Source organism: Fodinicurvata sp. EGI_FJ10296, from assembly GCF_040712075.1.
GTDB lineage: Bacteria > Pseudomonadota > Alphaproteobacteria > DSM-16000 > Inquilinaceae > JBFCVL01.
Genome location: NZ_JBFCVL010000009.1, coordinates 126,470 through 151,555, shown reverse-complemented (window position 1 = coordinate 151,555; position 25,086 = coordinate 126,470). Strand labels below are relative to the sequence as shown.

Genomic DNA, 25,086 nt, shown 5'->3' with positions numbered 1-25,086 from the left:
CGGATCGACGATGAAACCGCCGCCACGACGGACCGCAAGATAACGAAACGGCGGATCCCCATAAAAGGGGATCCGCCGCATATTGTGACAAGCTGATTCAGATGATCACCAGGTCCTGGTGGTGTGCCGGCCGGAGGTCACCTCCGAAACGGCGGCATACCAACCAATCAACGGCAGCCTGTCGCCAGGATGTCCGGCTCTTCGACCCACGTTGAATAGCAGTGATACTCATATTCCGTTTCATCGTCGTAATGCGGCCAGTAATTTAGCGAGTATTCACCGCCAGCTTCAGCGGCTGCAGTAAATTCCTCGATCACATAGTTGCCTCTCAGGTCCTGCAACTGACTGAAATCGATACCTGCGAGGTCGGGGTACTTGTTGTGCATCCCCATGCTGCCATCCACCCAGATCATGAGGCCGACAGAGGTGGCGCCAAAGCGGTGATCGGGGTCGTCCATTGCCGCGATCGCGGCGTCGGATCCGTTCTCCTGGGTAAAGGCGACGAGATCCGGCAGGATTTCCATGACGTCTTCATGGCTGCCGAAATCGGTACCGGCGCTGGCCGGCGCCCCGATTCCAAAAGCGAGCACTGCAGCAAGGGACATGGTCGCAAAACGTGTGGTACTGAACATAGAATCTCCTTTCAGGGATGGCTGAGCCAACCGCTATCATGGTTTCCGTTCGTTTAAGTTGTATTAATGGGAGACAACCTAACGCATTTGGATTCTTGAGTCCATCGCCCGCGCGGCGGCTGACGGGAACGGGAACGGGGCGCCTTATTGCGCGAGCGTGGCCACAAAGATGAAAAGCAGCACGGCGGCGAAGACCAGACCGGTAAAGCCCTTCAACCGGCGCCGGAATTTCGGGAACAGGACGGCGATCAGCGCCACGATCAGGACGATCTGGAGGATCATGACGTCATGAACCGTCGCGATCCGTGGCGGCTGCTGACCTGTCGCCCGCCACGCTGTCGGCCAACGCCCGGAACCAGTCCAGCCGCCGTTCCATCTGCGCGATATCATGCGCCAGCCAATCCGAAAGGTGACCCGGCTCCCGCTCGTACAGACCGTTCAGTGTTCTGAGGCGCGTCAGCGCGCCCTCGTAGTGGTCAGCCAGTTCCTCGGCCTGCCGGCTCCGGGTTTCCGGCGGCAGCAGATGAAGGAAACGTACTTTCAGCGTAATCACGAGCTTGGTCTGATCACCGACCGTCAATTCGGTCGGCGTCGTCATCAGGTTGACGAACTCATCCGTGCCATGAGCGGTCACATGCAGCAGGGACTCCGCATTGGACGGCGATTGCAGATCCGTCTGGCCGACGGTGGCAATCAGCCCCTCGTAGCGCAGGACCTCCATCGACGACCCCATCAGATCAAGCGACGGCCCCACCAGATGGGCCGAGAAATCGCGCACGGATTCCGCAAGCGCGCGATAGGTCATTTGGCCCTCCTGCAGAAGCGTTCCGATCGCGCAGAGTCGCATGATATGCTTGGGCAGGAATACAGTCGTCCCGGTCATGACCCCTCCGAGGCTATAGCGAAGATGCGGTGCCGGCACCGCAGGGGCGAAGGCGCAGGAGACTGTGCGACTCTGCCAGTTAAAGTGCAAGGCAACGGTCGATCCCGAACCACGATCGGCGGCAACGTCAATCCTTCAACCCGGCCCCGGAGGCGCGGAGGCGCCGTCCGGGATATACACGTTCCGGTAGAGCGTTGACAGTGCGTCGGCCCGCCTCAGAAGTCGAACCGCACACCCTGGGCCAAGGGCAGTTCCCGGCTGTAATTGATGGTTGCGGTCTGGCGGCGCATATAGGCCTTCCAGGCGTCCGAGCCACTTTCGCGGCCGCCGCCGGTGTCCTTCTCGCCGCCGAATGCGCCGCCGATCTCGGCGCCGGACGGACCGATATTCACATTCGCCAGCCCGGTGTCGCTGCCGGTCGGTGAAAGGAAGGATTCGGCTTCCCGCACATCCGTGGTGAACACGCAGGACGACAGCCCCTGGGGCACGTCGTTCTGCAGATGAAGCGCAGTTTCCCAATCGCGATAACGCAGTACATAAAGGATCGGGGCAAAGGTCTCGTCGCGGACAAGAGCGTTCTGTTCCGGCATTTCGACCAGAGCGGGGCGGCGATAGACGCCACCGGCCGGAACGTCGTCGGCCGGCCCGCCGCCGTGCACGACCCCGCCCTCGGCCGCCGCCTGCTGCAACGCCTTGTCCATGGCATCGGCGGCCGACTGGTCGATCAGCGGCCCGACCAGCGTCTCGGCCATCCGCGGATCGCCGATCCGGATGGACCGATAGGCAGCAATCAGTTTTGGCAACAGGACGTCATAAACATCGTCGTGAACGATCAGGCGTCTGAGCGACGTACAGCGCTGGCCGGCGGTGCCGACCGCACCGAACACGATACCCCGCACGGCCATGTCGATATCCGCGCTGGGCGTAACGATCATGGCGTTGTTGCCACCGAGTTCCAGCACCGTGCGGCCCAGACGACCGGCGACGCGCGGCGCCACCGCCCGGCCCATGCGGGTCGAACCGGTTGCGGAGATCAGCGGCAGTGCCGGGCTGTCAGCCAGTCGTTCGCCCAGATCGGCGCCGCCAATCAGGACGCTCAGCAAACCGTCGGGCGCATCGCCGCCCAGGCGCATCATGGCGCGGCGCAGCAGCGCCTCGCAGGCCAGCGCTGTCAGCGGTGTCTTCTCCGACGGCTTCCAGACGACCGGATCGCCGCAGACGAGCGCGATGGCCGTGTTCCACGACCAGACGGCAACCGGAAAATTGAACGCCGTGATGATGCCGATCGGGCCGAGGGGATGCCATGTCTCGCGCATCGAATGGCCGGGCCGTTCGGATGCGATGGTCAGACCGTAGAGCTGGCGTGACAGACCGACAGCGAAGTCGCAGATGTCGATCATCTCCTGAACTTCGCCCAGCCCTTCCTGATAGATCTTTCCGTTCTCGTAGGTGACGAGCGTGCCCAGTTCTTCCTTGTGGTCACGCAGTTCCTGGCCGAGAAGGCGCACCAGTTCGCCACGCCGGGGAGCGGGAACCGCGCGCCAGGATGAAAAGGCCGTAACGGCATTGGCGATGGCGCGGTCGCAGTCGGCGGTTGTCTGCCCTGCCAGGGTCGCCAGTTCCGATCCGTCGATCGGCGACCGGACCGTGACCGGTGCCGCCGAACCCGGCGCGGCGCGGCGCGTGGCAACGTCCACGCCCAATGACGTCAATATACGCTCGATTCCCATCTTCTGCCTGTCCCCTGTTCTTCACTCGGCGTTTCTTGTCGGTGCCCGATATGCGGGTTAGCGATACGGTGTCTCGACCGGCCCCATAGCGACATAGACGCTTTTGAGCTGTGTATAGTGGTCGATCGCGACCATCGAATTCTCGCGGCCGATCCCGGATTGCTTCACCCCGCCCACCGGCATCTCGATCGGTGTCAGATTGTAGCTGTTGATCCAGCAGGTCCCGGTCTTGAGTGCGGCAGCCATGCGATGGCCACGCTGGATGTTCGCCGTGAAGACCCCGGCCGCCAGACCGAAATCGGTACCGTTGGCGCGCCGCACGACCTCGGCTTCGTCGGAAAAGCGCAGCACCGACATGACCGGCCCGAATATTTCCTCGCGGACCAGATGCATGTCGTCGGTGCAGCCGTCGAACACGGTCGGCTCGACAAAGCTGCCCTTGTCGAGCGGCGGCGTCGTCACCTGTTTGCCGCCGCAGAGAAGCTTTGCGCCCGCCGCGACACCGCCATTGATGAAATCGAGCACCTTGCCCATATGCGTCGGGCTGATAAGCGACCCGATGTCGGTTTCCGGGTCGCCGGGATCGCCTATCCTGAGGCGCGCGGTCTTTTCCAGCAGCCGTTCCAGGAAGGCGTCGGCGATGCCCTCCTGAAGGAAGACGCGGGTCCCGTTGGTGCAGATTTCACCCTGGGTATAGAAATTCGCCAGCATCGACGCGTTGACGGCATCCTCGATCGAGGCATCGTCGAAGACGATCAGCGGCGATTTGCCGCCCAGTTCCATCGTCACGTCCTTGAGCGTTTCTGCGGCATCCGCCATGACGCGCCGGCCGGTTGGGACCGATCCGGTGAACGAAACCTTGGCGATTCCAGGATGGCTGGCTAGGGCACTGCCGACAGCGCCAGTCCCCTGTACGACGTTGAACACACCGGCCGGCACGCCCGCCTCAATGTAGATATTCGCCAGCTCCAGAGTGGTCAGCGGCGTCATTTCCGACGGCTTGTAGACCATCGCATTGCCGGCCGCGAGAGCCGGCGCCGATTTCCAGCCGGCGATCTGGATCGGATAGTTCCAGGCCCCGATGCCCGCGCAAACGCCTAGCGGTTCCCGGCGCGTATAGGCGAAGTCGCCGCCCAGATCCATATGCCGGCCTTCGATCTTGCTGGCCGCCCCGGCGAAATATTCGATGCAATCCGCGCAGCTGTCGATATCGGCCTCGGGGGCTTCGGCGATCGGCTTGCCGGTATCCTGAACTTCGAGCCGGGCCAACTTGTCGCGCCGGTCCCTGACAATCCGTGACGCTTGCCACAACCGCCGCCCGCGCTCGGCGCCGGAAAGCGCCGACCATTCCAGAAAGCCCCGTTGGGCATCGGCCACGGCCTGATCGACGATCGCGCCGTCGGCTTCGGTCACGGTGGCCAACACCGCGCCGGTCGCCGGATTCCGGGTTTCGAATGTCTGCGCGCCGTCCGGAACGCGCTCCTGGCCGCCGATGAAGTGGCCACGTTTTGGGATCTCGGTCATACATCCTCCAATACAAGGTCCTGCGCCCGATTCCCGTTCCCCAATATGCTCAGATCGGGGTGCTCCAGTGGGGTACTCCAAAGGAGGAATTTCGGTGGGCATCGCAACGCGCTGCGCCAATCGACGCCGGACATGTTGGTCCGGTCTTAGCGGGCCATCGTCTCACGTTCAAGCGCCATCGGCACTGCCAAGGCTTGAGCGCTCCTCGACTCCGTAATCAACAGCTTCACCATATGGAGCTGAACCGCCAAGCGCCCAAGGGCAGACGCCCAAGACGGTCCGGCACGACCGACAATTGTCCGTTTACCGTTTCGCAGAGACATTGCCCCGAGACTGACTATGCGCTGTGGGGACTGTACTGAAAATTTCTGCGAAATCCGCCCCGAATGTTGAACTTCTTCACACGGATGTCATAGTCCAACATAGGTAACAAAGGTGGGAGCAGAAAGATCAAATGCCGGCAACAATCATGGACCTCGCGGTGTCGTCAAATGTTGTCTACAACCTCTATCGGACAAGAGGCTCGACACCAGCAACGCAAGGCCACCAGACCGCGCCGAATGGTTATCAGACCGTCCTCGCCTGGGAAGCGATCGAAGCCGGATTCCTTGGTGCCATATACGAACGCCCGAACGATTCCACCCTCGTCGTGGCTCTGCGCGGTACCGTCGCCAACGAGGGGCAGGAGGGGCGCATGGTCGGCGGCCAGAATCTCAAGACCGATGTCGCACTCTGGGCCGTCGAAGGCGCGCCGGCCAGCCTGCCGCATGTCGACACGATCATAGCGCAGGCCCGCGAAATCGGCGGCGGCAAGTCGATCCTGCTAACCGGCCATAGCCTTGGCGGGGCCCTTGCCGTCATCGCCGGCGTCAGTCACGGCTTGCCGGCCTGTGTTTTCAACGCCCCATCCGTTCACAAGATGCTCAGGGGCGGGATGATCCACGGCCCCACCGTCAACGTGACCGCCGACAGCCTGGACCGGGCCGAAAACGCGATCATCAATTTCAACATGGCGTTCGATCCGGTCAGCAAGAGCAGCCGCGCCGTCGGCAAAGTCGTGAAGCTGCCGCGCGACGGCTTCAACCTGTTCGGTCAGCACTCGCAGGACCGCGTCATCAACGCGCTTCGCAAGACGAACTGGGGCGCCCGCACCTTCGATCAGGCACTTCAGGCTGCCTGATCGGGCTGCCCCGGAACCATCCGGAGCCGGTCGGGAACGCGGTCCCGACCGGCATCAGTATCCCGGAATCAGGGTCAGAGGCCCAGATGGTCGCGCACGGCTGCCTCGCCGTCGCCGCCGTCAATCGTCGTCACACCATCGAGCCAGCCCTCAAGCGGCGACGCATCGTTCGTCAGCATCAGCTCCGCTGCCTCGTCGCCTTCCATACCGTCATCGAGGATATAGGCCATCAGCTCGTTTTCCATTTCGAGCGTGAACTGAAGATTTTCGAGCAACCGGTAAATGTTCGGGCAGTCATCGGCCAGACCGGTGCGAGCAAGCGTGTAAATGGTGGCGCCGCCGAGGTCGGGGCCGAACCAGTCTTCACCGCCGGTAAGGTATTCCATGTCCAGCGTACGGTTCATCGGATGGGGCTCCCACCCCAGAAAGACCGACTCTTCGCCTCGATCGGCCCGGCGCTGGACCTCGATCAGCATACCCTGCTCGCTGGATTCGACGAGGGTAAAGTCGGACAGCCCGAACGCGTCTTCCGCGATCATTCCTTCGATCAGCAGATTGCCGTCATTGCCAGGTTCGATGCCGAAGATCTGCTCCCCGACGAGGTCGGCGTGATCGGCAATGTCGCCAAAGCTCGTCAGACCGGCCTCATAGGCGCCTTGCGTCACCGCCAGCGTGTATTTCGCACCCTCCAGATTGGCGCCCATCTGTTCGATGCGCTCGGCCTCCAGATGCTGCTCGATCATACCGTCCATGGTCGGCATCCAGAGGCCGAGGAAGAAATCGATATCGCCGCGCGCCAGCCCTTCGAAGGTGATCGGCACCGAGGCAACCGTCACTTCCGGTTGGTATCCCAGCCCCGCCAGAAGGACCTCGGCAACGCCGGTTGTCGCCGTGATATCGGTCCAGCCGACATTGGCGATCTCGACGCTTTCGCAGGATTCCGGGTCGCCTTCGGCGTTTGCGGAACCAACAGCAGCGGCCATGACGACCGTCGCGGCACCGGCCAGTAGACAGGCTCTCGTGGCTGTATTGCGCAGCATGATGCAAATCCCTTGTTGTCTCGTCGTTGTCGTTGCGGTCGCGGCATTGGAACAACGCCCCGCGCTCCGGACATACAGTTTGGCACAATCGGCCGCCAAGACAACCGCGCGGCGCAAATCTGCCAGCCGCCGCTATTGCTTCCACCCTCCGCCTTCCGCGACAGAATCGGGATATTCCGCATAAGTTGTATTTCTGTTGCGGTTGCATCTTTTTATCCTTATCATCAGGATATCGGCCAAGCGCGCCCGCTGCATCGGATGTCGCGCGCGCGCGCAACCAGGGAAACCACTGTGACGCCAGAACTTGCCGCCGGCATCATCCGCTTCATCATCGCCAACGAAATGAAACAGCGCCTGAAGTCCCAGGGTCACGGCAAACTGTGGCGCCGGATTCACGGTCTGTCCGTCAGCGCGATCAACAAGAAAAAGGTCATTCTCTCCAATGACAATGGCGGGTTCGTGCCGGCGTCCGACGGCTGGGACGACAGCTTCGTTTGCTTCTGGGTCATAATCAATAAACCAACGACGACCCGGGATATCATCATCAAGGAAGCCAAGGGGGTCGTCATGGCGCATCTCGGCGGCGCATTCGGCAGCATGGCAAGTGCCGGACAGTTCGGATCAACCGTTCAGCAGATCAACCAGGTAAAGACGAATGTCGGCAATGCCAAGAAGGCCGGCGGTATGGCCGTAAGCACTTTTTCCAGCGAAGCAAGATCGACCGTCTCCAGCGGCATCTACAACCAGCTCAACTCCGCATGGCGGGCGGGCATGTGGGAAGGCGCATTGGGAACACGCTCTGAATTCGCCTTTGCCCTCGGCGAAGGCCTGACGCATGGCGCCTGCGCGATTTCCGGCACGAGTGACAATCTGACCATCAGTCTGGGCTATTGGCCGGAAAAACAGACTTTCATGAGCTTGATGGCAACCGCGGAGCGCAAGGGTCTCAACACGAATGCGGCACGGAAATATGTGCGCAGCCTCTGCACACAAAGCAGCTGGAGCTATGGTTCCGATACGCAGAGCCTTGAGAAACTGCGCTGACCCTCGCGGCCTCGACAGGCCGCCCGCGCTCGGCCCTGTGCAAACATCGAACTGGACGAATTACACTGGCGATGCCATGTTCCCAACACTTGCCGGCCCGTTCCTGCGGGCCGTTTCATAGACTTTGAAAATTGGTGCGCCATGCCTATTGACGTCATTATCGTCGCCTTTGTCCTGATCGTCATGTATGTGCACGCGGAATTCCAGTCCGGGGACCGATAGGGTGAAAGCCGGGGGCAACCGCGATGAGGGCTCCGCCGACAAGCGCTTCGCAGCCGGGCTCCTCGGCCGCTGACCGTTCGCATCATCGATCGGTAACCGACCCCATTCTGCTCGGGCCGACAGTGGCCGGGCGGCCGGCGTCGGGCGCCGCCACGATCGAATCCGGTGACCGAACGTCGGGCACGCAAACCGCGCAGCTGACTGTAATCGGGCTGATGAGCGGCACTTCGATGGATGGTATCGACGTCGCCCAGTTGTCCACCGACGGACGATCCGCCGTCGAGACAGGTCCCTTCACGACCGTCGCCTATGACCCGTCCCTTCGCAAACGGCTCGCCGAAGCGGTCGCAAAGCGTGGGCGCATGCCTGCCGACTCCCTGGCCGAACTGGCTCAGGATGTGACCGACGCCCATGGCGCGGCGATTTCAGCGTTTCTGGATCACACCGGATTCGACCGCGACAGGATCGACCTGATCGGCTTTCACGGTCATACCATATTTCACGATCCCGCCGCCGGAATGACCTATCAGATCGGTGACGGCTATCGCCTGGCTGCCTGGACGGGTATCGACGTCGTCAGCGATTTCCGCGCCGCCGATGTCGCCGCCGGCGGCCAGGGGGCGCCGCTCGCGCCGGCCTATCACCGGGCGCTCGCGACCGGTCTGCCGCACCCGGTCGCCATCCTGAACATCGGCGGGGTCGCGAACGTCACCTATATCGACGGCGACAGCCTGCTGGCGTTCGATACCGGACCGGGCAATGCCATGCTGGATGACTGGATGCTGCGCCACACCGGCACGCCGTGCGACCGCGACGGCCGCACGGCCGCCAGTGGCCGGGTTCACCACGACATGATCGAGACCTGGCTGGCTGAACCCTACTTTGCGAAGAAGCCACCGAAAAGCCTGGATCGCAACGCCTTTACGTTCGTGGGGCTCGACGCTCTGTCCGTCCAGGACGGCGCCGCCACGCTGACAGCGTTCACGATTGCCGCCGCCCAGGCCGCGATCGCGCATTTGCCGCGCCCGCCGTCCCGCTGGCTGGTCACCGGCGGCGGACGGCATAATCCCGTCATGATGGACGGCCTGCAGGTGTCGACGAATGCGCTGGTTCAACCGGTCGAGGCCGTCGATTGGGACGGCGATGCACTGGAAGCCCAGGCCTTCGGGTACCTGGCCGTCCGGGCCGCCCGCTGCCTGCCGCTCTCGTTCCCGGGCACGACCGGCGTGCCCAAGCCGATGACGGGCGCGATCTACCACCGCGCACCGAACCGGCAGAACGCGTGATGGGCCGGTCATGAAGGGCGGGGGCATGATCGGCAGGGCACGATGACGACGCCGTCCTGCGCCGAGATCGCCGCCGACGCGGCGGCCCCCCTTCGCGATGCGGTTGATCAGGGCCGCATTCCCGGCGGCACGCTGGGCATAATCACGCGCGACGGCACGTCCGCCAGCGTCAGCTTCGGGCGCCATACCATCGATACCAGCGCCACCGCCGTCAGCACCGCGACATGGTTCGATCTCGCCAGTCTGACCAAGGTCATGGTCACCGTGCCTGCCGTGTTACGGCTGGTCTCAGAGGGCCGGATCGACCTGGACGACCCCATCGCCCGCCATTTGCCGACACTCAACCAGACCCGTCCGGACGCGCCGGTTCGGGCGCTGACTGTGCGGGCGCTGCTGACCCACCAATCCGGCCTGGCGCCGGTCGAACCGCTCTATACCTGGGCGGCCGGGGCAACCTTGCGCCAGGCCATACTGCAGCACGACTGGTCGCCCGGCGCGCCGGCCTATAGCGATATTGGCTATATCCTGCTGGGTCTGATGATTGAACGCTTGACCGGCGGGCTGTTCCGGTCGCTGCCGGTTGGACCGGGGCTGACATTCTCGCCGCCCGCCGCAGAGACGGCCGCGAGCGAGGTCTGCAACTGGCGCGGCCGCACCCTGCAGGGCGAGGTTCACGACGAGAATGCCTGGGCATTGGGCGGGGCGGCCGGCCATGCCGGGCTGTTCGGCACGGTCGACGGCGTTCTGGCCTTCGCCCTCGGCATGATGGACGGCACGGGTATGAACCCCGCCGCGCTCGCCGCCATGCGGACGCCCCAGACCGACCGGCGGGCGCTGGGATGGGAACGACCCTATCCGCTCTGGACCGGCGGCAGCCTGTGCAGCACCGGCACGCTGGGCCATAACGGCTTCACCGGCACGGGGCTATGGATCGATTTCGACCGTGGCTATGCCTGGACGCTGCTGACCAATCGCGTACACCCAACGCGGCACAGGGACACCGGCATCATGCCGCTGCGCCGGGCAGTGGCCAACCGGCTGGCCGCCCTGATCGGCCAATCAGCACTGCTCCCGGCCTTTCAGACGGGCAAGGGCTGGGCGTAGATGCCCGCCGGCATCGTCAAGCAGACGCCGCGCGCGGTCCGGCTCGGCACCCGCCGCAATCAGCACGCCTGCGGCGACCGATCCGCCGGCCGCCGCCAGCGCCGCCTCAGCGGCGGCGTGATCGCAACCGGCGATTTCCGCAATGATGCCGGCGGCCCGCACCCGCAGCTTTCGGTTGGTCGGCTGTACCGCAATCATATAGCCGTCATGAACATGGCCGAGCCGGATCATGACCCCCGTGCTGAGTGTGTTCAGCAGCGCCTTCTGCGCGGTACCGGCGCGCATCCGCGTCGAGCCGGCGATCAGTTCCGCCCCGCTGTCGACAACGATCGGATGGTCGGCCGCGGCCGCGAGCGGACTGGCGGCATCGCTGCAGATCCCCACGGTCAGCACGCCGGCTTCGCGCCCTGCCGCGACGGCGGCGACGGTGAACGGCGTATGCCCCGACGCCGCAACCCCGACCAGCACATCCGCCGGGCCGAGACCGGCCGCACCGACCCGGACACGGCCGTCTTCCGCGTCGTCCTCGGCCCCCTCGACGGCGTTGAACATCGCCCGGTCGCCGCCCGCCAGCAGATAAACCAGCCGGTCGCGCGGCCAGCCGAATGTGGGCACCAACTCGACCCCGTCCAGCACCGCCAATCGGCCGGAGGTGCCCGCGCCGACATAGGCAAGACGCCCCCCTTCGGCCAGGCGCGCCGCGACGGTCTCGACCGCAGCCGTCATGGCCGCGGCGGTGCCATGAGCCGCGGCCGCGGCGGCCAGCTGACCGTCGAGTAATGCCTCGACCACATCCTCCGCCGGCCAGGTATCGAGGCCGGCAGCGCGCCGACTTTGCCTTTCGGTTCTGATATCGGCCATGGTGTAACGTCCTGTCGCGGAAGAGATTCGGGGTAGAACCCGGTTGCAAGCCCAGAGGGAAGCGCAGTTCGCCACCGCGCGCAACGTGTTTACGTATCCCCGCAATGCGGTCTATCGTTTTTGCTGCACAGCAGACGGTTGCAGGGATCTGGATTGGGAGAGGCATTATGGCGGACTGGGCCCATGCCGCGCTGGACCGGCCCGACGCCTGGGGCGATCTCGTCACCGGTCGCCGGATCGGGGTCGTGACGACCGCAGCTTCGCGCAGCCTCGAAGGCTCCGGCACAGGACCCGGAAAGCGGCCGGCGCTCGGGCGCCGCACCGACACGGTGCTGGCAGAGGCCGGGGCGACCGTGGCGCGATTGTTCTCGCCGGAACACGGGCTGGAAGGAACGCTCGATCCCGGCGAATCGGGCGGCGACAGCGCCGGTGATGACGGCGTGCCTGTCATATCCCTCTATGGCCCCCGCCGCCGCCCGGAGCAGCGGCATCTGGCCGATCTGGATGCGGTCGTGATCGATCTGCCCGATGCCGGATGCCGGGCCTATACCTTTTCTGCAACCATGCTTGGTGTCGCGGCCGCCGCCGCGGAAGCAGGCGTACCGGCGATCGTCCTCGACCGCCCCAACCCACTTGGCCGAACAGCCGCCGGGCCGGGCCTCGCCGATGAACGAACCGCCTTTGTCGCGCCGATGAACGTCCCGCTACGCCACGGCCTGACCATGGGCGAAATGGCCATGCGCGATGCCCGCGAGCGCGACTATGCGCCACCGACCGTAATACGCTGCGACTGGCAGGGCAATCCGTGCCCCGCCGACGCCATCTGGATGCCGCCCTCGCCCGGCCTGCCGACCAGTGAAACGGCGTTCGGGTATGCCGGGACCGTCCTTTTCGAAGGCACGAATATCAGCGAGGGGCGCGGCACCACGCGCCCGTTTCTGACCGTCGGAGCGCCATTTCTGTCCGGCGAGGCGCTGAACGACAAACTTGCGCAAACGCCTCTCGTTGGCATCGATCATTGGCCGATCACGTTTCGTCCGGCGTTCTTCAAACATCAGGGTGTCCTGTGCGGCGGCATCGCGCTGCACATCGCCGATCGGCGGCGGGCCGATCCGATTGCGCTCGTCGTCAGGCTTTTCGCGGCGATCGCCCGGCTGGCGCCGGACGACGTCACGGCCTCGGCGTTCCTTGAGCGGCTCAGCGGTGGCGACGACGCGCGCCGGATTCTCCTGCACGGCGCCGATCCCGACGAGGTCCTGGAAACCTGGCGCATTCAGGCCACCGATTTCCGCCGACACCGGACCGCGATACTGCTTTATCCCGACGATGAAGCGCCGCCCTGACGGCAGTTCCTGACATAATCGGGACGCCGCCGACATCGGCGATCGCATCCCGGCAATCAAAAAATGCGGCAACCGTCCCATCACCCATATCCAAATGGGGTATATTTTTTGCCCATATTATCAATTGATTATCGATCATTCGGGCCAGCATAATAACTTTAGATATATAGTAAGAATCTCTATTTCCGCACTAAAATTCGCATATTTATGAAAATATTGTTAGTTTTCTGTCCTTAATTTTCAATTGATGGCCCGCGAAAATTAGAATGGACAATCTCTTCATGCCGTCTCTGACAAATACCAACTTATTTCTGCAAACAATAACACTTGTCTGCTTCGCCAGCCTGCAAGCTGAAGCGTGCCAGGTAACGGATTATCTCGCCATCGAAACGCCGCGGGAAAGCGAAGTGGCGGAGCTTGACGCACTGCGGCTTGCCTATACAGACATCGTTGTATCGCCCGGCGGCACGGCAGTCTCATTCGACGGGCAGAATTGGTTCGATTTAGGCGAAATTCGCGATATCCCTGCCGATGCGGCGCTGCGCGATCCGACAATCCGCGAGCAATTCAAATATCGCTACCCCCTGGACTTCGATCTGTCGCTTCGCGAAGAACCATTTTTCGATCCGGGTCGTCTGCGCAACGGACCGTTCTTCAATGCTCTCTATTTCGCCGACGAGAACGCTGCGCGCGCAAGTCTGGACGACGTGCTCGAACCCGCTTTATCCGATCGGCCCTTCCAGGTTACCCGAAAAAGAAACGTCTCCTGCCAATTCAGGGCGGCGCTCGCGGAATTGGCGGCATCGGGCGAAGATTACCGCGCCGTGTTCCGGGGCGCCGGAGGCGGGTTCAACTGGCGCGTGATAAGCGGGACATCAAGGCTAAGCACCCACAGCTTCGGAATCGCCATAGACGTCAATGCCGACATCGGCAAGTACTGGCAATGGACGGGCGCGAGGCAAGGAGCCGTTCCCACTTACAACAATGAAATTCCCCAGGCACTGGTCAGGACGATGGAGCGTTACGGATTTATCTGGGGCGGGAAATGGCACCATTTCGACGGAATGCATTTCGAGTATCGACCTGAACTGATTCTATATAGCCGAATTGTTACTAACCTAGATCGTGATTGACTGTCGCCCAAGAGGAAATGAACATGGCAATCACCTACAGATTTTTCGGCATTCTCTGTCTGGCTGTTGCCATCTCTTCTCCGGTGGCGGCACAGGACCTTCTTGACAGCTACGTAGCTGTTATCGGACAGCAGGACCGTTTCAATTCTTCGGGGGTGGCTCTTGGCGAGCCGGCGCAGATCCTGACACAGGACCGGGCAAATTTTCACCGGTTCGGCATCCGGCAATCGGGAGACACACAAGACCGGACCTTCGCCACACCACAGGATCGCGCGCAACTGGCGGGGCTGCTTGCGAACGGTTCTGCCGATCCTGCGGCGGTGCGGGCCATTCTTGGTGAGCGGGAAATACCCATCCTCGTGGAGGTTTTCGGGACCTCTGGGCGCGCGACATCGCTGCGCATCTCCATAGCCTCAGATCAGCAGTCACCACGGGACCAGCCACCGCAACTTTTGACGGAAGCGCAGCCGCAATTGCCGGGCGGCGCGGTTCAGGCCCCCGTCACGGACGTGACGGTTGGAAATAACACGGGCACGGACGTGACGGTTGGAAATAACACGGGCACGGACGTGACGGTTGGAAATAACACGGGCACGGACGTGACGGTCGGAAATGAGAATGCTACGGCGGTGGTGGAAGGGAATGAGGCCGTGCAGGCGGCGCTTTTCGGGTGGGCGCTCGGCCAGTTTCCGGAACTTGCTTCAAGTCAGCGCTACCATTGGAACTCGTGGCAGATCGACTTTGCGCCTGACGCGCCGCAGGCGCCGGAAAGGCCCGGTAGCGGCCCCGAATATGAAGCATTTTTGAGGGCGATATCGGACCATTACCGAGACCTGCCGGCACCGTCGCGGATCGCGCTGGAGTTTCCCGCTTCGCTGTATTCGTCTGAGGGTCGCGGACTGGTGCTATCGACCGTGGGCACAAAAATTGACGGCGTGCATGCGCTGACTGCGATCAATCTGAACTGGAACCGCATGGGCGCCAATTTCCGATGGATGAGCAGCCGTCCGTTCTTCCTTCCGTTGCCTGACCAGTTTTCAAGGCCGGACCTGGAGCGCGGAAACGCCGTCAGGGACAGGCTGGTCGTCCGTGTCCTGCTGACGATGTCGAACCCCATCGCCGATGTGCGGGGCGGCGCTCTTCGCGGGATTTCGGCAGATGGGCAGATCGAATCCGCCACACTCGCAAGGCGGACCGAACGCCGTGTCGACGGGCAATTCGTGCCCGAGCCGGATCGAATACTGGCCAGCTGGTCCGGCGCTGAGGACAGCGCCATCCCGTCCGGCGGGCCGGGGCCGACGGGCCCCGAGGGCATGGTTTCGGTTTTCGGCGGCGGAATCAGTGCGGGCCGCTATGTGCCCGAATGGGACGTCAATTCCTTTCAGGGGCGGGCGGTCGGCGCGTCGACAGGGCTGCTCGGCACGGGCTCCCTGACGCGAACGATCGAGACCGCACTTGGCTTCGGGGCTATTCTCGCCGCCGGACAAGAGCGCCCGTTCAGCCCCGAGGCGGCACAGATCATGCGACGGCATGTTCTCACCGAACGCGAGACCTATGAGCTGTTCCCGGTCGAATTTCTGACCGAGCCGGACAACATGAATGAACTCGAACGCCGATCCGTCCTCGCCGACGCACAGCCGGGATTGCGCGCGGTCGTTTCCGCACGGATGCCGGTGCTGCCACTACCCGTGCGCGATGTGGCCCGGGCAACCCTTCTCGACTACGATTTCACGCTCCAGGGTTTCCCGCTTCGCGGACAGAATGGAAGCTGGATGCCCCGGGACCCACTGACCGGTCGCGAGGTCGAAGGTCTGGTCCCCGCGTTTCTTCCTATGTCCGAGACCGAGGCAATCGAACTCCTGTCCCAACTGGAGCGCCGCACCGAGATGGCGCGAACACTGTTCGTCGCGATCGACTATACCCTGACGGACGCTGCGGTCCGCGCAAGGGGAAGCGGGCCAATCCTCCCTGAAGAACTCGGGTTCGTCCGCCTCATCTCAAGGATTGACGGCGTTACGGTTTTCGCCGATCCGGAAATGACGGTCCCGATTGCCGTTGTGGTCGAACCCGCCGCGGAAGACGAAGCGGGTCCGAATCTCTTGCCGGAAGAGCTTTACGCCACGACAGGCAAGTCGCTGCTTGGCGCCATGGGCCGGCTCCCCGGCGGCCGCGACCTCGTGTCCGAAGTCGTCGGCGATCTGCGCGAGGTTGCCCGCGCGCCGGAAGGTCAGCGCGCCCGGCTTAACGCGTCGCTCACGGACGAGGTGATCGCGTCTGCGCGGGACGACTACTGGGTCGGGGCATGGTGGCAATTGGAGGCATATGACGAGGCCGCAGGGGGCTATCCGGTCAAATCCGTGTCGTTCGACCCGGTGGCGCACAACCAGGACATTTCCGGGATCCGTGCTCCCCTGCTGGTTGGCGAACAATCCTTCGGATACGAGGTCGTCAGAATCGATCCGGCTGAGCGAGACACGTTCGAGGCCTATCTCGACCTTGAAAGCGCGGCTTCGCGGGACGGGATGGAGTTGGCAAGCCATGCGCGCGTCCGCCCCGTGGCGGCCGCAGAGGATGATCACGAGCCGGTTCTGGTGATATCCGCCCCGATCGAACTCATGCTCGGCACGACAACAGGCTCCGGTTGGCCGCTGACCGACGATGACCGGTTCATGATCGCGGCACCGCCGGAACTGGGCCCGGCAAACGGTACCACACCGGATATCCTGCCGCCGGATGTCCTGATGCTCGACCACGAAGGCCTCGACCTGCTCGCGGTCAGTCTCGCGCCCGAGGCCCATGACGATACCGCCTACACGCGGATGCTTGTGGAGCGTCTGCTCAAGGAGCGCAGTCTTGCAGGCGAGCCGGAGAATGCGGAGCTTCCGGTTTCGGTGGAGTGGGGGCGGTTTTTCGATAATCCGTCTCTGCCCCTGACCGAGCCGGAATTAGCGCGCCTTCTGCCGGTTTTCCGGGACTGGACACGCGCCCGCGCGGCCAATCTGCCATCGCAAGTCGCGATCCCGCTCGGTTTCGGGCAGTTCATGCATCCCGAAACCGGATGCCACGGATTGTCGCAAATCATCTCGAACGCGATCGGTAGCCGCCGCGTCGCCGCCTATGACAATGTCACAAGCCTCATGGCAGACGCGGCCATACCCGACGAGGCACTCCGCTTCGGCGGCAACTGGCCACCGCGCGCCGGACCAGACCGTGTGTGGATATCCCAAGGACGGCCAAGCATCGGGACGCCTGCTACGTGCGGCTACGTACCCCGTCAGGCTGAACCGCGAAGAATTATCACCGAGTTGAGCAATGCGGGCTATGCGGACGCACTTGTGAGAATCAGGGCGCAGCCGACGCTGCAACCCAGCGTGCGGTTCACGAGCGCGACCTATATCGCCGAGATCGAATCGGCGGCCTTTTCCCCCATCACCCCGGCGGAAAGAGACGGCGCCGGCCTCGTTGGCGTGGTGACGCTGTCAACAACCCCGATCGCGGCGACGGGCCACCAGCGGGAGAATTCCGACGAAGTCAGGTACTTCGACCGGCTGGAGCCGGAAGACTGGGCGGTTCCCGTAGCAACCCCGCCGCAGGCGCTCGATGTGGTGGGCCTGACATTGGGCATGCCGCTTGAAGACTTTCTCGCCACAGTCCGCGAAAGACTGCCCGGTGCGGTTCTGTTCGAACCCGAAAGACCGGCTGAGGGGCTGTTCGGCACCGCCGTCGGCCTTTTGCAGCCCGACACCAACGAGGCCATCGTGGGAGTTTATGCCGCAGGGATCGACGCGCAGCCGATCATCGGGATCATGCGGCGGCTGGACCTGACGCCGGAACAGGCGACGCCGGCAGGTCTGCGCAGATCGCTGGAATCCAAATACGGCCCGCCCTCGCTGGATGAAGAAGATCGCTACATGTTGTGGGGCCTGCTGCCCCCGGGCGAGGATCAGGGTGACTTCTGTGGCGGCATGTCGACGGTCAGCAGCGACAGCAGCAGGGACGCGCCCCGGCTGAGCCCCTCGGATATCGAGCGGCTTGAGCGCGACAGCAGGGCGCTTCGGCCCGGATTCTGGTACGAACTCGGCTGGCCGAAAGACCGAAACGGACTTCCATCATACCAGATGCAGGATCCCGATCGGTGTGGCCCCGTAGTGACTGCGACAATCGTCGACCGCGACCAGGAGGGGCCCGCGCTCGTCGTCTGGCTATTCGACCGCAAGCTTGCCGAGATCCAGCGCACGGCCGCACCTGACGAACCCGGGGAAGCCGAGGAAGCCGATATCGATCTGTGATTCCGACAACGAAACCTCAGCGTCCGCCAAACCGGTATTTACGCTGTTCGGGGTCGAGCCTATCCTTAACCCGGCCCGTCGCCCGGGCGGGTCGGCGACGAGAATGGCGCAACGGCATGACCAACAGTGATCGCCGGATCTATATCGGCATCGACGGCGGCGGCAGCGGCTCGCGCGCGCGCCTCGTCGACGGATCGGGCCGGCTGCTCGGCACCGCGACCGGGAGGCCGGCCAATATGGCAACGGACGCCGTCGCCGCCTGGGGCGCCGTGATGGGTCTGTGCGACGACGCGCTGCAGCAGGCTGGCCTGTCGCGGGAAACGCTGGACCGTACCGTCGCCGGTATCGCGCTGGCCGGTCTGGGCCAAAGCCGGGAACGGCGCCGCGCCGAAACGCTGGCCCATCCGTTCCGGTCGCGCGCGCTCGCCAGCGATGCCGAAGCCGCCTGCCTGGGCGCCCATAACGGCGGCGATGGCGGTATTGTAATTGCCGGCACCGGCAGCATCGCCGTGGCCATGGTTGGCGGACGCACGACGCGGATCGGCGGCTGGGGCTTTCCGATTTCCGATCACGGGTCCGGGGCATGGCTGGGGCTGGAAGCCGTGCGCGAAGGACTTCTGGCCCATGACGGGCTGCGGCCGGAGGGTACGCTGGCGCGGGCGGTCATGGGCCGATTTCGCGGCGATCCAGAGGCCGTGGTGGCTTTCCGCAGCCGGGCAGGCCCCGGCGATTATGCGACCATGGCACCAATGGTCGTCGATGCCGCCGCCGCGGGCGATCCATCCGCGAAAGCCCTGTTGCGGGACAGCGGCCGCATGCTGGGTCTCATGGCCAGCCGGCTGGTATCGGCGGGTGCCGAACGGCTGTCGATCGTCGGCGGCCTTGCGGATCCATTGACTCCGTTTCTTCCAGCGGCCATTCAAGGCACACTGGCCCCGGCCCTCGGCGATGGCGTCGACGGCGCCCTCATTCTCGCCCACCGCATAGTCGGCCGCTCCTGATTGCGCCCCCTGATCGCGCGCCCCGACTGCAACCACCAGAGACCGACATGCGCATTGCCCTCGCCCAGCAGACGCCGCCCGGTGACGCCGACCCGCTCGCCCGGCTCGACGCCCTTGCCGCCCAGGCGAAATCGGCTGGCGCTGCGCTGTTGGTGACGCCGGAAATGGGCATGACCGGCTATGACATCGGCCCGGCCAAGGTGGCGGAACGCGCCGAAGCCGTAAACGGCCCGATAATGACGGCCGTCGCGTCGATCGCCCGGCGGCACGCCATCGCCATCGTCGCCGGCTTCCCCGAATGTGCCGGCCGGGGCAAGCCGTACAACGCCGCCGCCCTGATCGATGCCGGCGGGCACTGTCTGAGCGTCTGCCGGAAAACCCATCTGTTCGGCGATGTCGACCGGTCACAATTCACACCCGGAGATGCGCTGGCCCAACCGGTCGACCTGAACGGCTGGCGGGTGTCGCTGGCGATCTGTTACGATATCGAGTTTCCCGAAGTGGCGCGCCATTTCGCGCTTCAGGGAGTCGAGGCGATCCTGGTGCCGACGGCGAACATGCTGCCCTTTGTCAGCATCGCCAACCGGGTCGTCCCCGTCCGGGCCGAGGAGAATGCCGTCTATGTTGCCTACGCCAATTATTGCGGCCCCGAAGGCCGCTTCGACTATTGCGGCCTGTCGTGCATCTGCGGCCCCGATGGCAACGATCTGGCACGGGCCGCCAACGATCCGGCGCTGATCGTCGCCGATCTCTCGAAATCGACACTGGCCGAAGTGCGGTCGATGTCCACGCATCTTGCCGACCGGCGTCCGGACCTTTATCGCTGACGCCGCATCCCGCCCAACCTTATTCGCCACCCCTTCATGCTTCCCGGAGACCACCTGAATGACCGAAAAGCCGTTCTCCGTCTTCGGCCCCGACTTCACTTTCGCCTATGACGACTGGCTGACCAATCCGGCGGGGCTGGGCCAAATTCCGGCGGAAAGGCACGGCAGCCGTGTCGCGGTGATCGGCGCCGGCATCGCGGGCATCGTCGCCGGCTACGAGTTGATGCGTCTGGGGCTGCGCCCGATCCTGTTCGAATCCGGCGAACTCGGCGGCCGCCTTCGCTCGCAGCCGTTCGAGGGCACCGACGGAATCGTGGCCGAACTGGGCGGCATGCGCTTTCCGCGGTCGTCACGGGCCTTCTATCACTATGTTGATATGCTCGGGCTGGAATCCGCGCCGTTCCCCAATCCGCTCACGCCGGCGGCGGGGTCGACGGTGATCGATCTGGAGGGCGAGACGCACTATGCCGAAACGCTGGAAGACCTGCCGCCGCTGTTCCGCGAGGTCGCCCACGCCTATGACGCGGCGCTTGAGGAGGGCGCGCGATTCTCGGATCTGAAGGCAGCCATCCGCGACCGCGACGCCGACCGGGTCAAGGAGATCTGGAATCCGATCGTGCGCGACTGGGACGAGCGGACCTTCTATGATTTCGTGGCATCGTCGGATGCCTTTCAGGCGCTGAGCTTCCGCCACCGCGAGGTTTTCGGCCAGGTCGGGTTCGGCACCGGCGGCTGGGATTCCGATTTTCCCAACAGCATGCTGGAGATCCTGCGCGTCAACGCCACCGAATGCGACGAGGACCAGCACCTGATCGTTGGCGGCGTCGAGCAGGTGCCCCAGGGATTGTGGCGCCGGGCCCCGGACGATGCCGTCTACTGGCCGACGGGAACGACCCTGGCGGGGCTGAACGGCGGCGCGCCGCGTCCCGGCGTCCGGCGCATCTTTCGCGCCGACGACGATCGCCTGACCGTGACCGACCGCTGGGGACGCACGGAATCCTTCGACGCTGTTATCGCCACCTGTCAGAGCTGGCTGCTGACCACGGCGATCGAGACCGAGGAGCGCCTGATCAGCCAGAAAACCTGGATGGCGATGGACCGCACCCGCTATATGCAGTCATCCAAGACCTTCGTCATGGTCGACCGGCCGTTCTGGAAGGACAAGGATCCCGAAACCGGCCGCGATCTGATGTCGATGACGCTGACCGACCGGCTGTCGCGCGGCACCTATCTGTTCGACAACGGTCCCGGCAAGCCCGGTGTCATCTGCCTCAGCTATTCGTGGATGTCGGACGCCCTGAAGATGATGCCGCAACCGGTTGAACGACGGGTCGAATTGACGCTTTCGGCGCTGGAAAAAATCTACCCCGGCCTCGACATACGCGTGCATATTATCGGCGACCCGATCTCGGTAAGCTGGGAGGCCGACGAGAATTTCCTCGGCGCGTTCAAGGGCGCGCTGCCCGGCCACTATCGTTACAACCACCGAATGTTCGGCCATTTCCACCAGGACGGCATGCCGCCGGAACAGCGCGGCCTGTTCCTGGCCGGCGACGGCATCAGCTGGACACCGGCCTGGGTCGAGGGCGCGGTGCAAACGGCCCTGAATGCGGTGTGGGGCGTGACCGCCCATCTGGGCGGCCACAGCCCGGCGGCCAATCCGGGCCCGGGCGACGCCTATCCCTGGCACGGGCCGATCACGCTGGGCGAATAGAATAGCCCCCCACCCCTGAGATTGTCATGCCGGGGAGGACCGAATGGCGCCCTCTTCAGCCTCGGCTTCCGGCAGGCCGGGCACGCCGGGATCGGGGTTCCTGACGACAGTGCCGCGAACGATCTGGAAATCCTCGCTCGGCGCGCCCACGCGCCGGCCGTGCTCACGGATCGACTCCGGATCGCGTGCCTCGTAGATGCACACCGATCCGACACGACCGTCCGGCTCCGAGACGGCGTAGCTGCGAATCCACCGAACACGATCGGCCATTTCCTCGCCGACTCGTGCCGACACCGCACCGGCAGCTTCGAGTTCTTCCTGATTGGCCCAGGCACCACGACGGCGAATCACATACAAATCCATGACGTCCTCCTTCGTTATCGGTTACGCTTGAATGATGCGCCAGAAGGCCATTCGATCGAAGCCGGCGATCGTGACAACAACAGCAGATGAAACTGCCAGTTCGGGTTCGGACCCTGGAACCCGCGCGCGACCTTCGGAATAATGTCCATGACGATTGGGGGCATTCATGGCTGAAGACGCAGATATGCTGAATGCGACGATCATCCTCGTCAGCGAGGGATATGCGTCCACCGCGGTCGGACCGATCGAAGTGTTCACGGCGGCCGGGAAGATGTGGAACGAGATGAGCGGCGTCGCTGTCCGGCCCCGCTTCCGGGTCACGATGGCCTCGATCGACGGGGCACCGGTCGAGAGCGCCTACGGTCTGCGCATCGCGCCGGACAAGAGCATCGACGAGGTCGGGCCTTCCGATCTGATATTCATCTCGGCCTCAGGCCCTCTGCCCTCGGAATGGATGCAGCGCCACGCCACCCTGCTTCCCTGGCTGGTCGAACGATACGAACGCCAGGGAACCCTGTTGGCCGGCGTGTGCTCGGGCGTGGCGTTCCTTGCAGAAGCCGGCCTGCTTTCCGGACGCCGGGCGACCACCCATTGGGGCGTGGCTGAGGAGTTCCAGCGCCGCTATCCAACGGTGGATTGGCAGACCGACATGCTGATTACGGAGGATGCCGGACTGTTCTGCGGCGGTGGCGTCAACGCAGCGACCGACCTCAGCCTTTATCTGGTTGAACGGCTGTGCGGACGGGAGACGGCGATCGAGTGTTCCAAGGCGCTGCTTCTCGACATGCCCCGCCTGCACCAGTCCGGCTATGCAATCCTGCCGATATCGCGACCGCATTCGGACGCGAAGATGCGAGCCCTGGAAGAATACCTTCACGCCGGTTTCAGGCGGAATGTGACCGCTGAAGAGCTGGCTGGCGTGGCGGGAATGAGTGTGCGCACACTAATGCGGCGTTTCAAGGCGGCGACCGGCTGCCTGCCGGGGGCGTATCTTCAGATGGTCCGCGTCGCGGCGGCCCGGCAGATGCTCGAAGACGGCGCGACGTCGATCGAGCGGGTTGCGACCTCGGTCGGGTACGAAGACGTTTCGTTTTTCCGCCGGGTCTTCAGGCGCTACTGCGGCATGGCCCCGGCTGCATACCGCGAGCGCTATCGGCTTCGGACGGCGTCCCCGGAACGCGCAGCCAGCACGCGGGGGCGTTCAACGCCCGTAGCGTGACCGGTCAATCGGCATCATCGTCCTGTGCCATTGCCGTTTCCCATTTGCTGAGCGGTGCCAACAGGGCCGGCGAGCATCGAAGATCGATGACGAAAGGCCGATCGGTGACGGCGAAGGCCCGATTCAGAACCGCATCGACATCCGCCATCCCGTCGATCACCGCGCCGTCGGCTCCGAACGCGGCGGCCATGGCAACAAAGTCCGGGTTATGGATCGTGGTGCCATAGGGTTCCGCCTGCTGGGCATAGACATTCTGCAGCACGCCGTTATTGACGATGATCAGCACGATCGGCAGGCGGTGTTGCACGACGGTGGCCAGTTCCATGCCGACCATGCCGAAGCCGCCATCGCCGCAGATTCCGACGGCCTGCCGCGACGGGTCGCTCAGTTGGGCGGCGATCAGGGCCGGAAGACTGAATCCCATCGTGCCCAACCGTGAACTGACCAAGAATGGCTGGCGGTGTTTGAGGCGCAGGAACAGCGCCACCCAGAGTGTGTGCGAGCCTGTATCCACGACCACGCTGTGGCGCTGATCGAGATATCCGTTCAGTTGGAACAGGAAATCGAGCGGATTGATGAAGCTGAGGTCGTCATGCGCCGCCAGCGAGTCGAGAATGCCGTCCATGGTTTCCAGCCGCTCACCAGCCAGCCGTTCGATGATATCCGATGGCGGCCGTGGCGACAGATGCGCCGCGATTCCGTCGGCGGTATCGGCCAGCGGCCCCAGCAGCATCATCTCGGCCGCATAGTCCAGCGATGCCGTGGTGCTGTCCATCGAACACTGAATCAGCCGGCGGCACTGCATGTTGCGCCCGTCCGCCAGAAACGGTTTCAGATTGTCGACGCCAAAGGCGATGACGGTGTCCGCGGCCTCCACCACCCGCTTGGTCGCCGCGATCGCCGGATACCCGAAAATACCCAGGACACCCAGATAATGGGGATGACTTTCGTCGACGATTCCCTTGCCGTCAAAGGATGACACGACCGCCACGCCCAGCGCTTCGGCCAGGGCCTCGATGCTGGCGCCGGCACCGCCCGCCCGCCGGCCGACGACAATGACGGACCGGCCGGTCTCTGCCATGGCCGCGGCCCGCCCGAAGGTTGCCCGATCCGGACCCGGGGCCACTGGAACGCAGGGCGGGCTGATTGACGACAGATCGAACAGACGGTCCCCCGGCGTGACATCCTCGTCCAGAATATCGACCGGCAGCGCCAGATGGGCGGCCCCCTGATTCTGGATGGCGAATCCGATCAGATTGCGCAACAGCGCGACCAGTTGAGACGACGACGCGCAGGTCACGCTGCGCGGCAGGATCGCATTGTAAAGACTGGTCTGATCGACATCCTGAAAATCCCAGTGGCCCTGCTGGTCACGCGATACGACGCCGGTCAGCGCCAGCAGTGGCGCCCGGTCCAGCTGCGCTTCGACCACGCCGCACACCGCCTGCAATGCCCCCGGTCCCGACGTCGCCATACAGACGGCCAGCCGCCCGGTCAGTTTTGCCTCGGCGGCGGCCGCGAGGGCGGCGGCATTCTCGTGCCGCATTAGCACCCATTGGACCGTGTCCTGGCGTTGCAGGGCGCCCAGCAGCGGTACCAGAGGCGATCCGGGATAACCGTAGATATGGCGAACACCGCATGCCGCCAGAAATGCAACGAGATAGTCGGCAACTTTCATGGTCGTCCTGCTC

At 64.0% G+C, this 25,086-nt stretch carries 20 protein-coding genes; 11 read left to right on the top strand and 9 right to left on the bottom strand.

Going from position 1 to position 25,086, the window contains the following annotated elements; genetic code table 11:
• Positions 1–167 precede the first annotated feature (167 nt).
• The 5 genes from ABZ728_RS19275 to betB form a co-directional block, all read right to left on the bottom strand.
• Positions 168–632: a cache domain-containing protein gene (locus ABZ728_RS19275; protein ID WP_366657927.1), complete on the bottom strand. Its 465-nt coding sequence runs from the start codon at positions 630–632 to the stop codon at positions 168–170.
• A 144-nt stretch (positions 633–776) separates the two neighbouring features.
• Entirely contained in the window at positions 777–914 is a 138-nt protein-coding gene (locus ABZ728_RS19270; RefSeq protein WP_366657926.1) for a hypothetical protein, read from the bottom strand.
• Between the two features lie 4 nt (positions 915–918).
• On the bottom strand, positions 919–1,515 hold the full coding sequence (locus ABZ728_RS19265; RefSeq protein ID WP_366657925.1) for a hypothetical protein: 597 nt from the start codon (positions 1,513–1,515) through the stop codon (positions 919–921).
• A 215-nt stretch (positions 1,516–1,730) separates the two neighbouring features.
• Entirely contained in the window at positions 1,731–3,245 is a 1,515-nt protein-coding gene (locus tag ABZ728_RS19260; protein WP_366657924.1) for an aldehyde dehydrogenase family protein, read from the bottom strand.
• 57 nt (positions 3,246–3,302) lie between these two features.
• Entirely contained in the window at positions 3,303–4,769 is a 1,467-nt protein-coding gene (gene betB / locus ABZ728_RS19255) for a betaine-aldehyde dehydrogenase (protein ID WP_366657923.1), read from the bottom strand.
• A gap of 454 nt (positions 4,770–5,223) precedes the next feature.
• Between betB and ABZ728_RS19250 the strand changes: the two genes are divergently transcribed.
• Positions 5,224–5,949, top strand: coding sequence for a hypothetical protein (locus ABZ728_RS19250; protein WP_366657922.1), 726 nt, complete (start codon positions 5,224–5,226; stop codon positions 5,947–5,949).
• Positions 5,950–6,023: 74 nt separating this feature from the next.
• On the opposite strand, the gene choX is transcribed toward ABZ728_RS19250, so the two are convergent.
• Positions 6,024–6,989 carry a choline ABC transporter substrate-binding protein gene (gene choX, locus ABZ728_RS19245; RefSeq protein WP_366657921.1) on the bottom strand — a complete coding sequence of 322 codons (966 nt, stop codon included), beginning with the start codon at positions 6,987–6,989 and terminating at the stop codon, positions 6,024–6,026.
• 12 nt (positions 6,990–7,001) lie between these two features.
• Between choX and ABZ728_RS19240 the strand changes: the two genes are divergently transcribed.
• The 3 genes from ABZ728_RS19240 (at position 7,002) to ABZ728_RS19230 (ending at position 10,645) form a co-directional block, all read left to right on the top strand.
• Entirely contained in the window at positions 7,002–8,033 is a 1,032-nt protein-coding gene (locus ABZ728_RS19240) for a hypothetical protein (protein WP_366657920.1), read from the top strand.
• Between the two features lie 245 nt (positions 8,034–8,278).
• Entirely contained in the window at positions 8,279–9,541 is a 1,263-nt protein-coding gene (locus ABZ728_RS19235; protein WP_366657919.1) for an anhydro-N-acetylmuramic acid kinase, read from the top strand.
• A gap of 42 nt (positions 9,542–9,583) precedes the next feature.
• The gene (locus ABZ728_RS19230) at positions 9,584–10,645 is read left to right on the top strand and encodes a serine hydrolase domain-containing protein (RefSeq protein WP_366657917.1); all 1,062 of its coding nucleotides are present in this window, start codon (positions 9,584–9,586) and stop codon (positions 10,643–10,645) included.
• Here ABZ728_RS19230 and ABZ728_RS19225 read toward each other — a convergent pair.
• On the bottom strand, positions 10,601–11,506 hold the full coding sequence (locus ABZ728_RS19225; RefSeq protein ID WP_366657916.1) for an N-acetylmuramic acid 6-phosphate etherase: 906 nt from the start codon (positions 11,504–11,506) through the stop codon (positions 10,601–10,603). The genes ABZ728_RS19230 and ABZ728_RS19225 overlap by 45 nt on opposite strands.
• Positions 11,507–11,673: 167 nt before the next feature.
• On the opposite strand from ABZ728_RS19225, the gene ABZ728_RS19220 reads away from it, so the two are divergent.
• The 6 genes from ABZ728_RS19220 (at position 11,674) to ABZ728_RS19195 (ending at position 21,813) form a co-directional block, all read left to right on the top strand.
• Positions 11,674–12,849 carry a DUF1343 domain-containing protein gene (locus ABZ728_RS19220; RefSeq protein ID WP_366657914.1) on the top strand — a complete coding sequence of 392 codons (1,176 nt, stop codon included), beginning with the start codon at positions 11,674–11,676 and terminating at the stop codon, positions 12,847–12,849.
• Between the two features lie 266 nt (positions 12,850–13,115).
• Positions 13,116–13,982 carry a M15 family metallopeptidase gene (locus ABZ728_RS19215; RefSeq protein ID WP_366657913.1) on the top strand — a complete coding sequence of 289 codons (867 nt, stop codon included), beginning with the start codon at positions 13,116–13,118 and terminating at the stop codon, positions 13,980–13,982.
• Between the two features lie 23 nt (positions 13,983–14,005).
• Positions 14,006–18,271, top strand: coding sequence for a hypothetical protein (locus tag ABZ728_RS19210; protein ID WP_366657912.1), 4,266 nt, complete (start codon positions 14,006–14,008; stop codon positions 18,269–18,271).
• A 116-nt stretch (positions 18,272–18,387) separates the two neighbouring features.
• A complete protein-coding gene (locus tag ABZ728_RS19205; protein WP_366657911.1) occupies positions 18,388–19,272 on the top strand; it encodes a BadF/BadG/BcrA/BcrD ATPase family protein in 885 nt (294 codons plus the stop codon).
• A gap of 47 nt (positions 19,273–19,319) precedes the next feature.
• The gene (locus ABZ728_RS19200; RefSeq protein ID WP_366657910.1) at positions 19,320–20,099 is read left to right on the top strand and encodes a carbon-nitrogen hydrolase family protein; all 780 of its coding nucleotides are present in this window, start codon (positions 19,320–19,322) and stop codon (positions 20,097–20,099) included.
• 58 nt (positions 20,100–20,157) lie between these two features.
• Positions 20,158–21,813 carry an NAD(P)/FAD-dependent oxidoreductase gene (locus ABZ728_RS19195; RefSeq protein WP_366657909.1) on the top strand — a complete coding sequence of 552 codons (1,656 nt, stop codon included), beginning with the start codon at positions 20,158–20,160 and terminating at the stop codon, positions 21,811–21,813.
• Between the two features lie 24 nt (positions 21,814–21,837).
• On the opposite strand, the gene ABZ728_RS19190 is transcribed toward ABZ728_RS19195, so the two are convergent.
• Positions 21,838–22,176 (bottom strand): nickel-binding protein, encoded by a 339-nt coding sequence (locus ABZ728_RS19190; protein WP_366657908.1) that lies wholly within the window; start codon positions 22,174–22,176, stop codon positions 21,838–21,840.
• A gap of 166 nt (positions 22,177–22,342) precedes the next feature.
• Between ABZ728_RS19190 and ABZ728_RS19185 the strand changes: the two genes are divergently transcribed.
• Positions 22,343–23,395: a helix-turn-helix domain-containing protein gene (locus ABZ728_RS19185; RefSeq protein ID WP_366657907.1), complete on the top strand. Its 1,053-nt coding sequence runs from the start codon at positions 22,343–22,345 to the stop codon at positions 23,393–23,395.
• Positions 23,396–23,399: 4 nt separating this feature from the next.
• On the opposite strand, the gene ABZ728_RS19180 is transcribed toward ABZ728_RS19185, so the two are convergent.
• Positions 23,400–25,073 carry a thiamine pyrophosphate-binding protein gene (locus ABZ728_RS19180; RefSeq protein ID WP_366657905.1) on the bottom strand — a complete coding sequence of 558 codons (1,674 nt, stop codon included), beginning with the start codon at positions 25,071–25,073 and terminating at the stop codon, positions 23,400–23,402.
• Between the last annotated feature and the right edge of the window lie 13 nt (positions 25,074–25,086).

What these genes read in the sequence shown, in the direction of transcription:
- ABZ728_RS19260 (WP_366657924.1), bottom strand. Translation starts at nt 3,245, where the DNA reads ATGGGAATCGAGCGTATATTGACGTCATTGGGCGTGGACGTTGCCACG.
- ABZ728_RS19210 (WP_366657912.1), top strand. Translation starts at nt 14,006, where the DNA reads ATGGCAATCACCTACAGATTTTTCGGCATTCTCTGTCTGGCTGTTGCC.
- ABZ728_RS19190 (WP_366657908.1), bottom strand. Translation starts at nt 22,176, where the DNA reads ATGGATTTGTATGTGATTCGCCGTCGTGGTGCCTGGGCCAATCAGGAA.
- choX (WP_366657921.1), bottom strand. Translation starts at nt 6,989, where the DNA reads ATGCTGCGCAATACAGCCACGAGAGCCTGTCTACTGGCCGGTGCCGCG.
- ABZ728_RS19230 (WP_366657917.1), top strand. Translation starts at nt 9,584, where the DNA reads ATGACGACGCCGTCCTGCGCCGAGATCGCCGCCGACGCGGCGGCCCCC.
- ABZ728_RS19220 (WP_366657914.1), top strand. Translation starts at nt 11,674, where the DNA reads ATGGCGGACTGGGCCCATGCCGCGCTGGACCGGCCCGACGCCTGGGGC.
- ABZ728_RS19270 (WP_366657926.1), bottom strand. Translation starts at nt 914, where the DNA reads ATGATCCTCCAGATCGTCCTGATCGTGGCGCTGATCGCCGTCCTGTTC.
- ABZ728_RS19250 (WP_366657922.1), top strand. Translation starts at nt 5,224, where the DNA reads ATGCCGGCAACAATCATGGACCTCGCGGTGTCGTCAAATGTTGTCTAC.
- ABZ728_RS19235 (WP_366657919.1), top strand. Translation starts at nt 8,279, where the DNA reads ATGAGGGCTCCGCCGACAAGCGCTTCGCAGCCGGGCTCCTCGGCCGCT.
- ABZ728_RS19225 (WP_366657916.1), bottom strand. Translation starts at nt 11,506, where the DNA reads ATGGCCGATATCAGAACCGAAAGGCAAAGTCGGCGCGCTGCCGGCCTC.
- ABZ728_RS19265 (WP_366657925.1), bottom strand. Translation starts at nt 1,515, where the DNA reads ATGACCGGGACGACTGTATTCCTGCCCAAGCATATCATGCGACTCTGC.
- ABZ728_RS19205 (WP_366657911.1), top strand. Translation starts at nt 18,388, where the DNA reads ATGACCAACAGTGATCGCCGGATCTATATCGGCATCGACGGCGGCGGC.
- ABZ728_RS19185 (WP_366657907.1), top strand. Translation starts at nt 22,343, where the DNA reads ATGGCTGAAGACGCAGATATGCTGAATGCGACGATCATCCTCGTCAGC.
- betB (WP_366657923.1), bottom strand. Translation starts at nt 4,769, where the DNA reads ATGACCGAGATCCCAAAACGTGGCCACTTCATCGGCGGCCAGGAGCGC.
- ABZ728_RS19215 (WP_366657913.1), top strand. Translation starts at nt 13,116, where the DNA reads ATGGACAATCTCTTCATGCCGTCTCTGACAAATACCAACTTATTTCTG.
- ABZ728_RS19180 (WP_366657905.1), bottom strand. Translation starts at nt 25,073, where the DNA reads ATGAAAGTTGCCGACTATCTCGTTGCATTTCTGGCGGCATGCGGTGTT.
- ABZ728_RS19195 (WP_366657909.1), top strand. Translation starts at nt 20,158, where the DNA reads ATGACCGAAAAGCCGTTCTCCGTCTTCGGCCCCGACTTCACTTTCGCC.
- ABZ728_RS19200 (WP_366657910.1), top strand. Translation starts at nt 19,320, where the DNA reads ATGCGCATTGCCCTCGCCCAGCAGACGCCGCCCGGTGACGCCGACCCG.
- ABZ728_RS19275 (WP_366657927.1), bottom strand. Translation starts at nt 632, where the DNA reads ATGTTCAGTACCACACGTTTTGCGACCATGTCCCTTGCTGCAGTGCTC.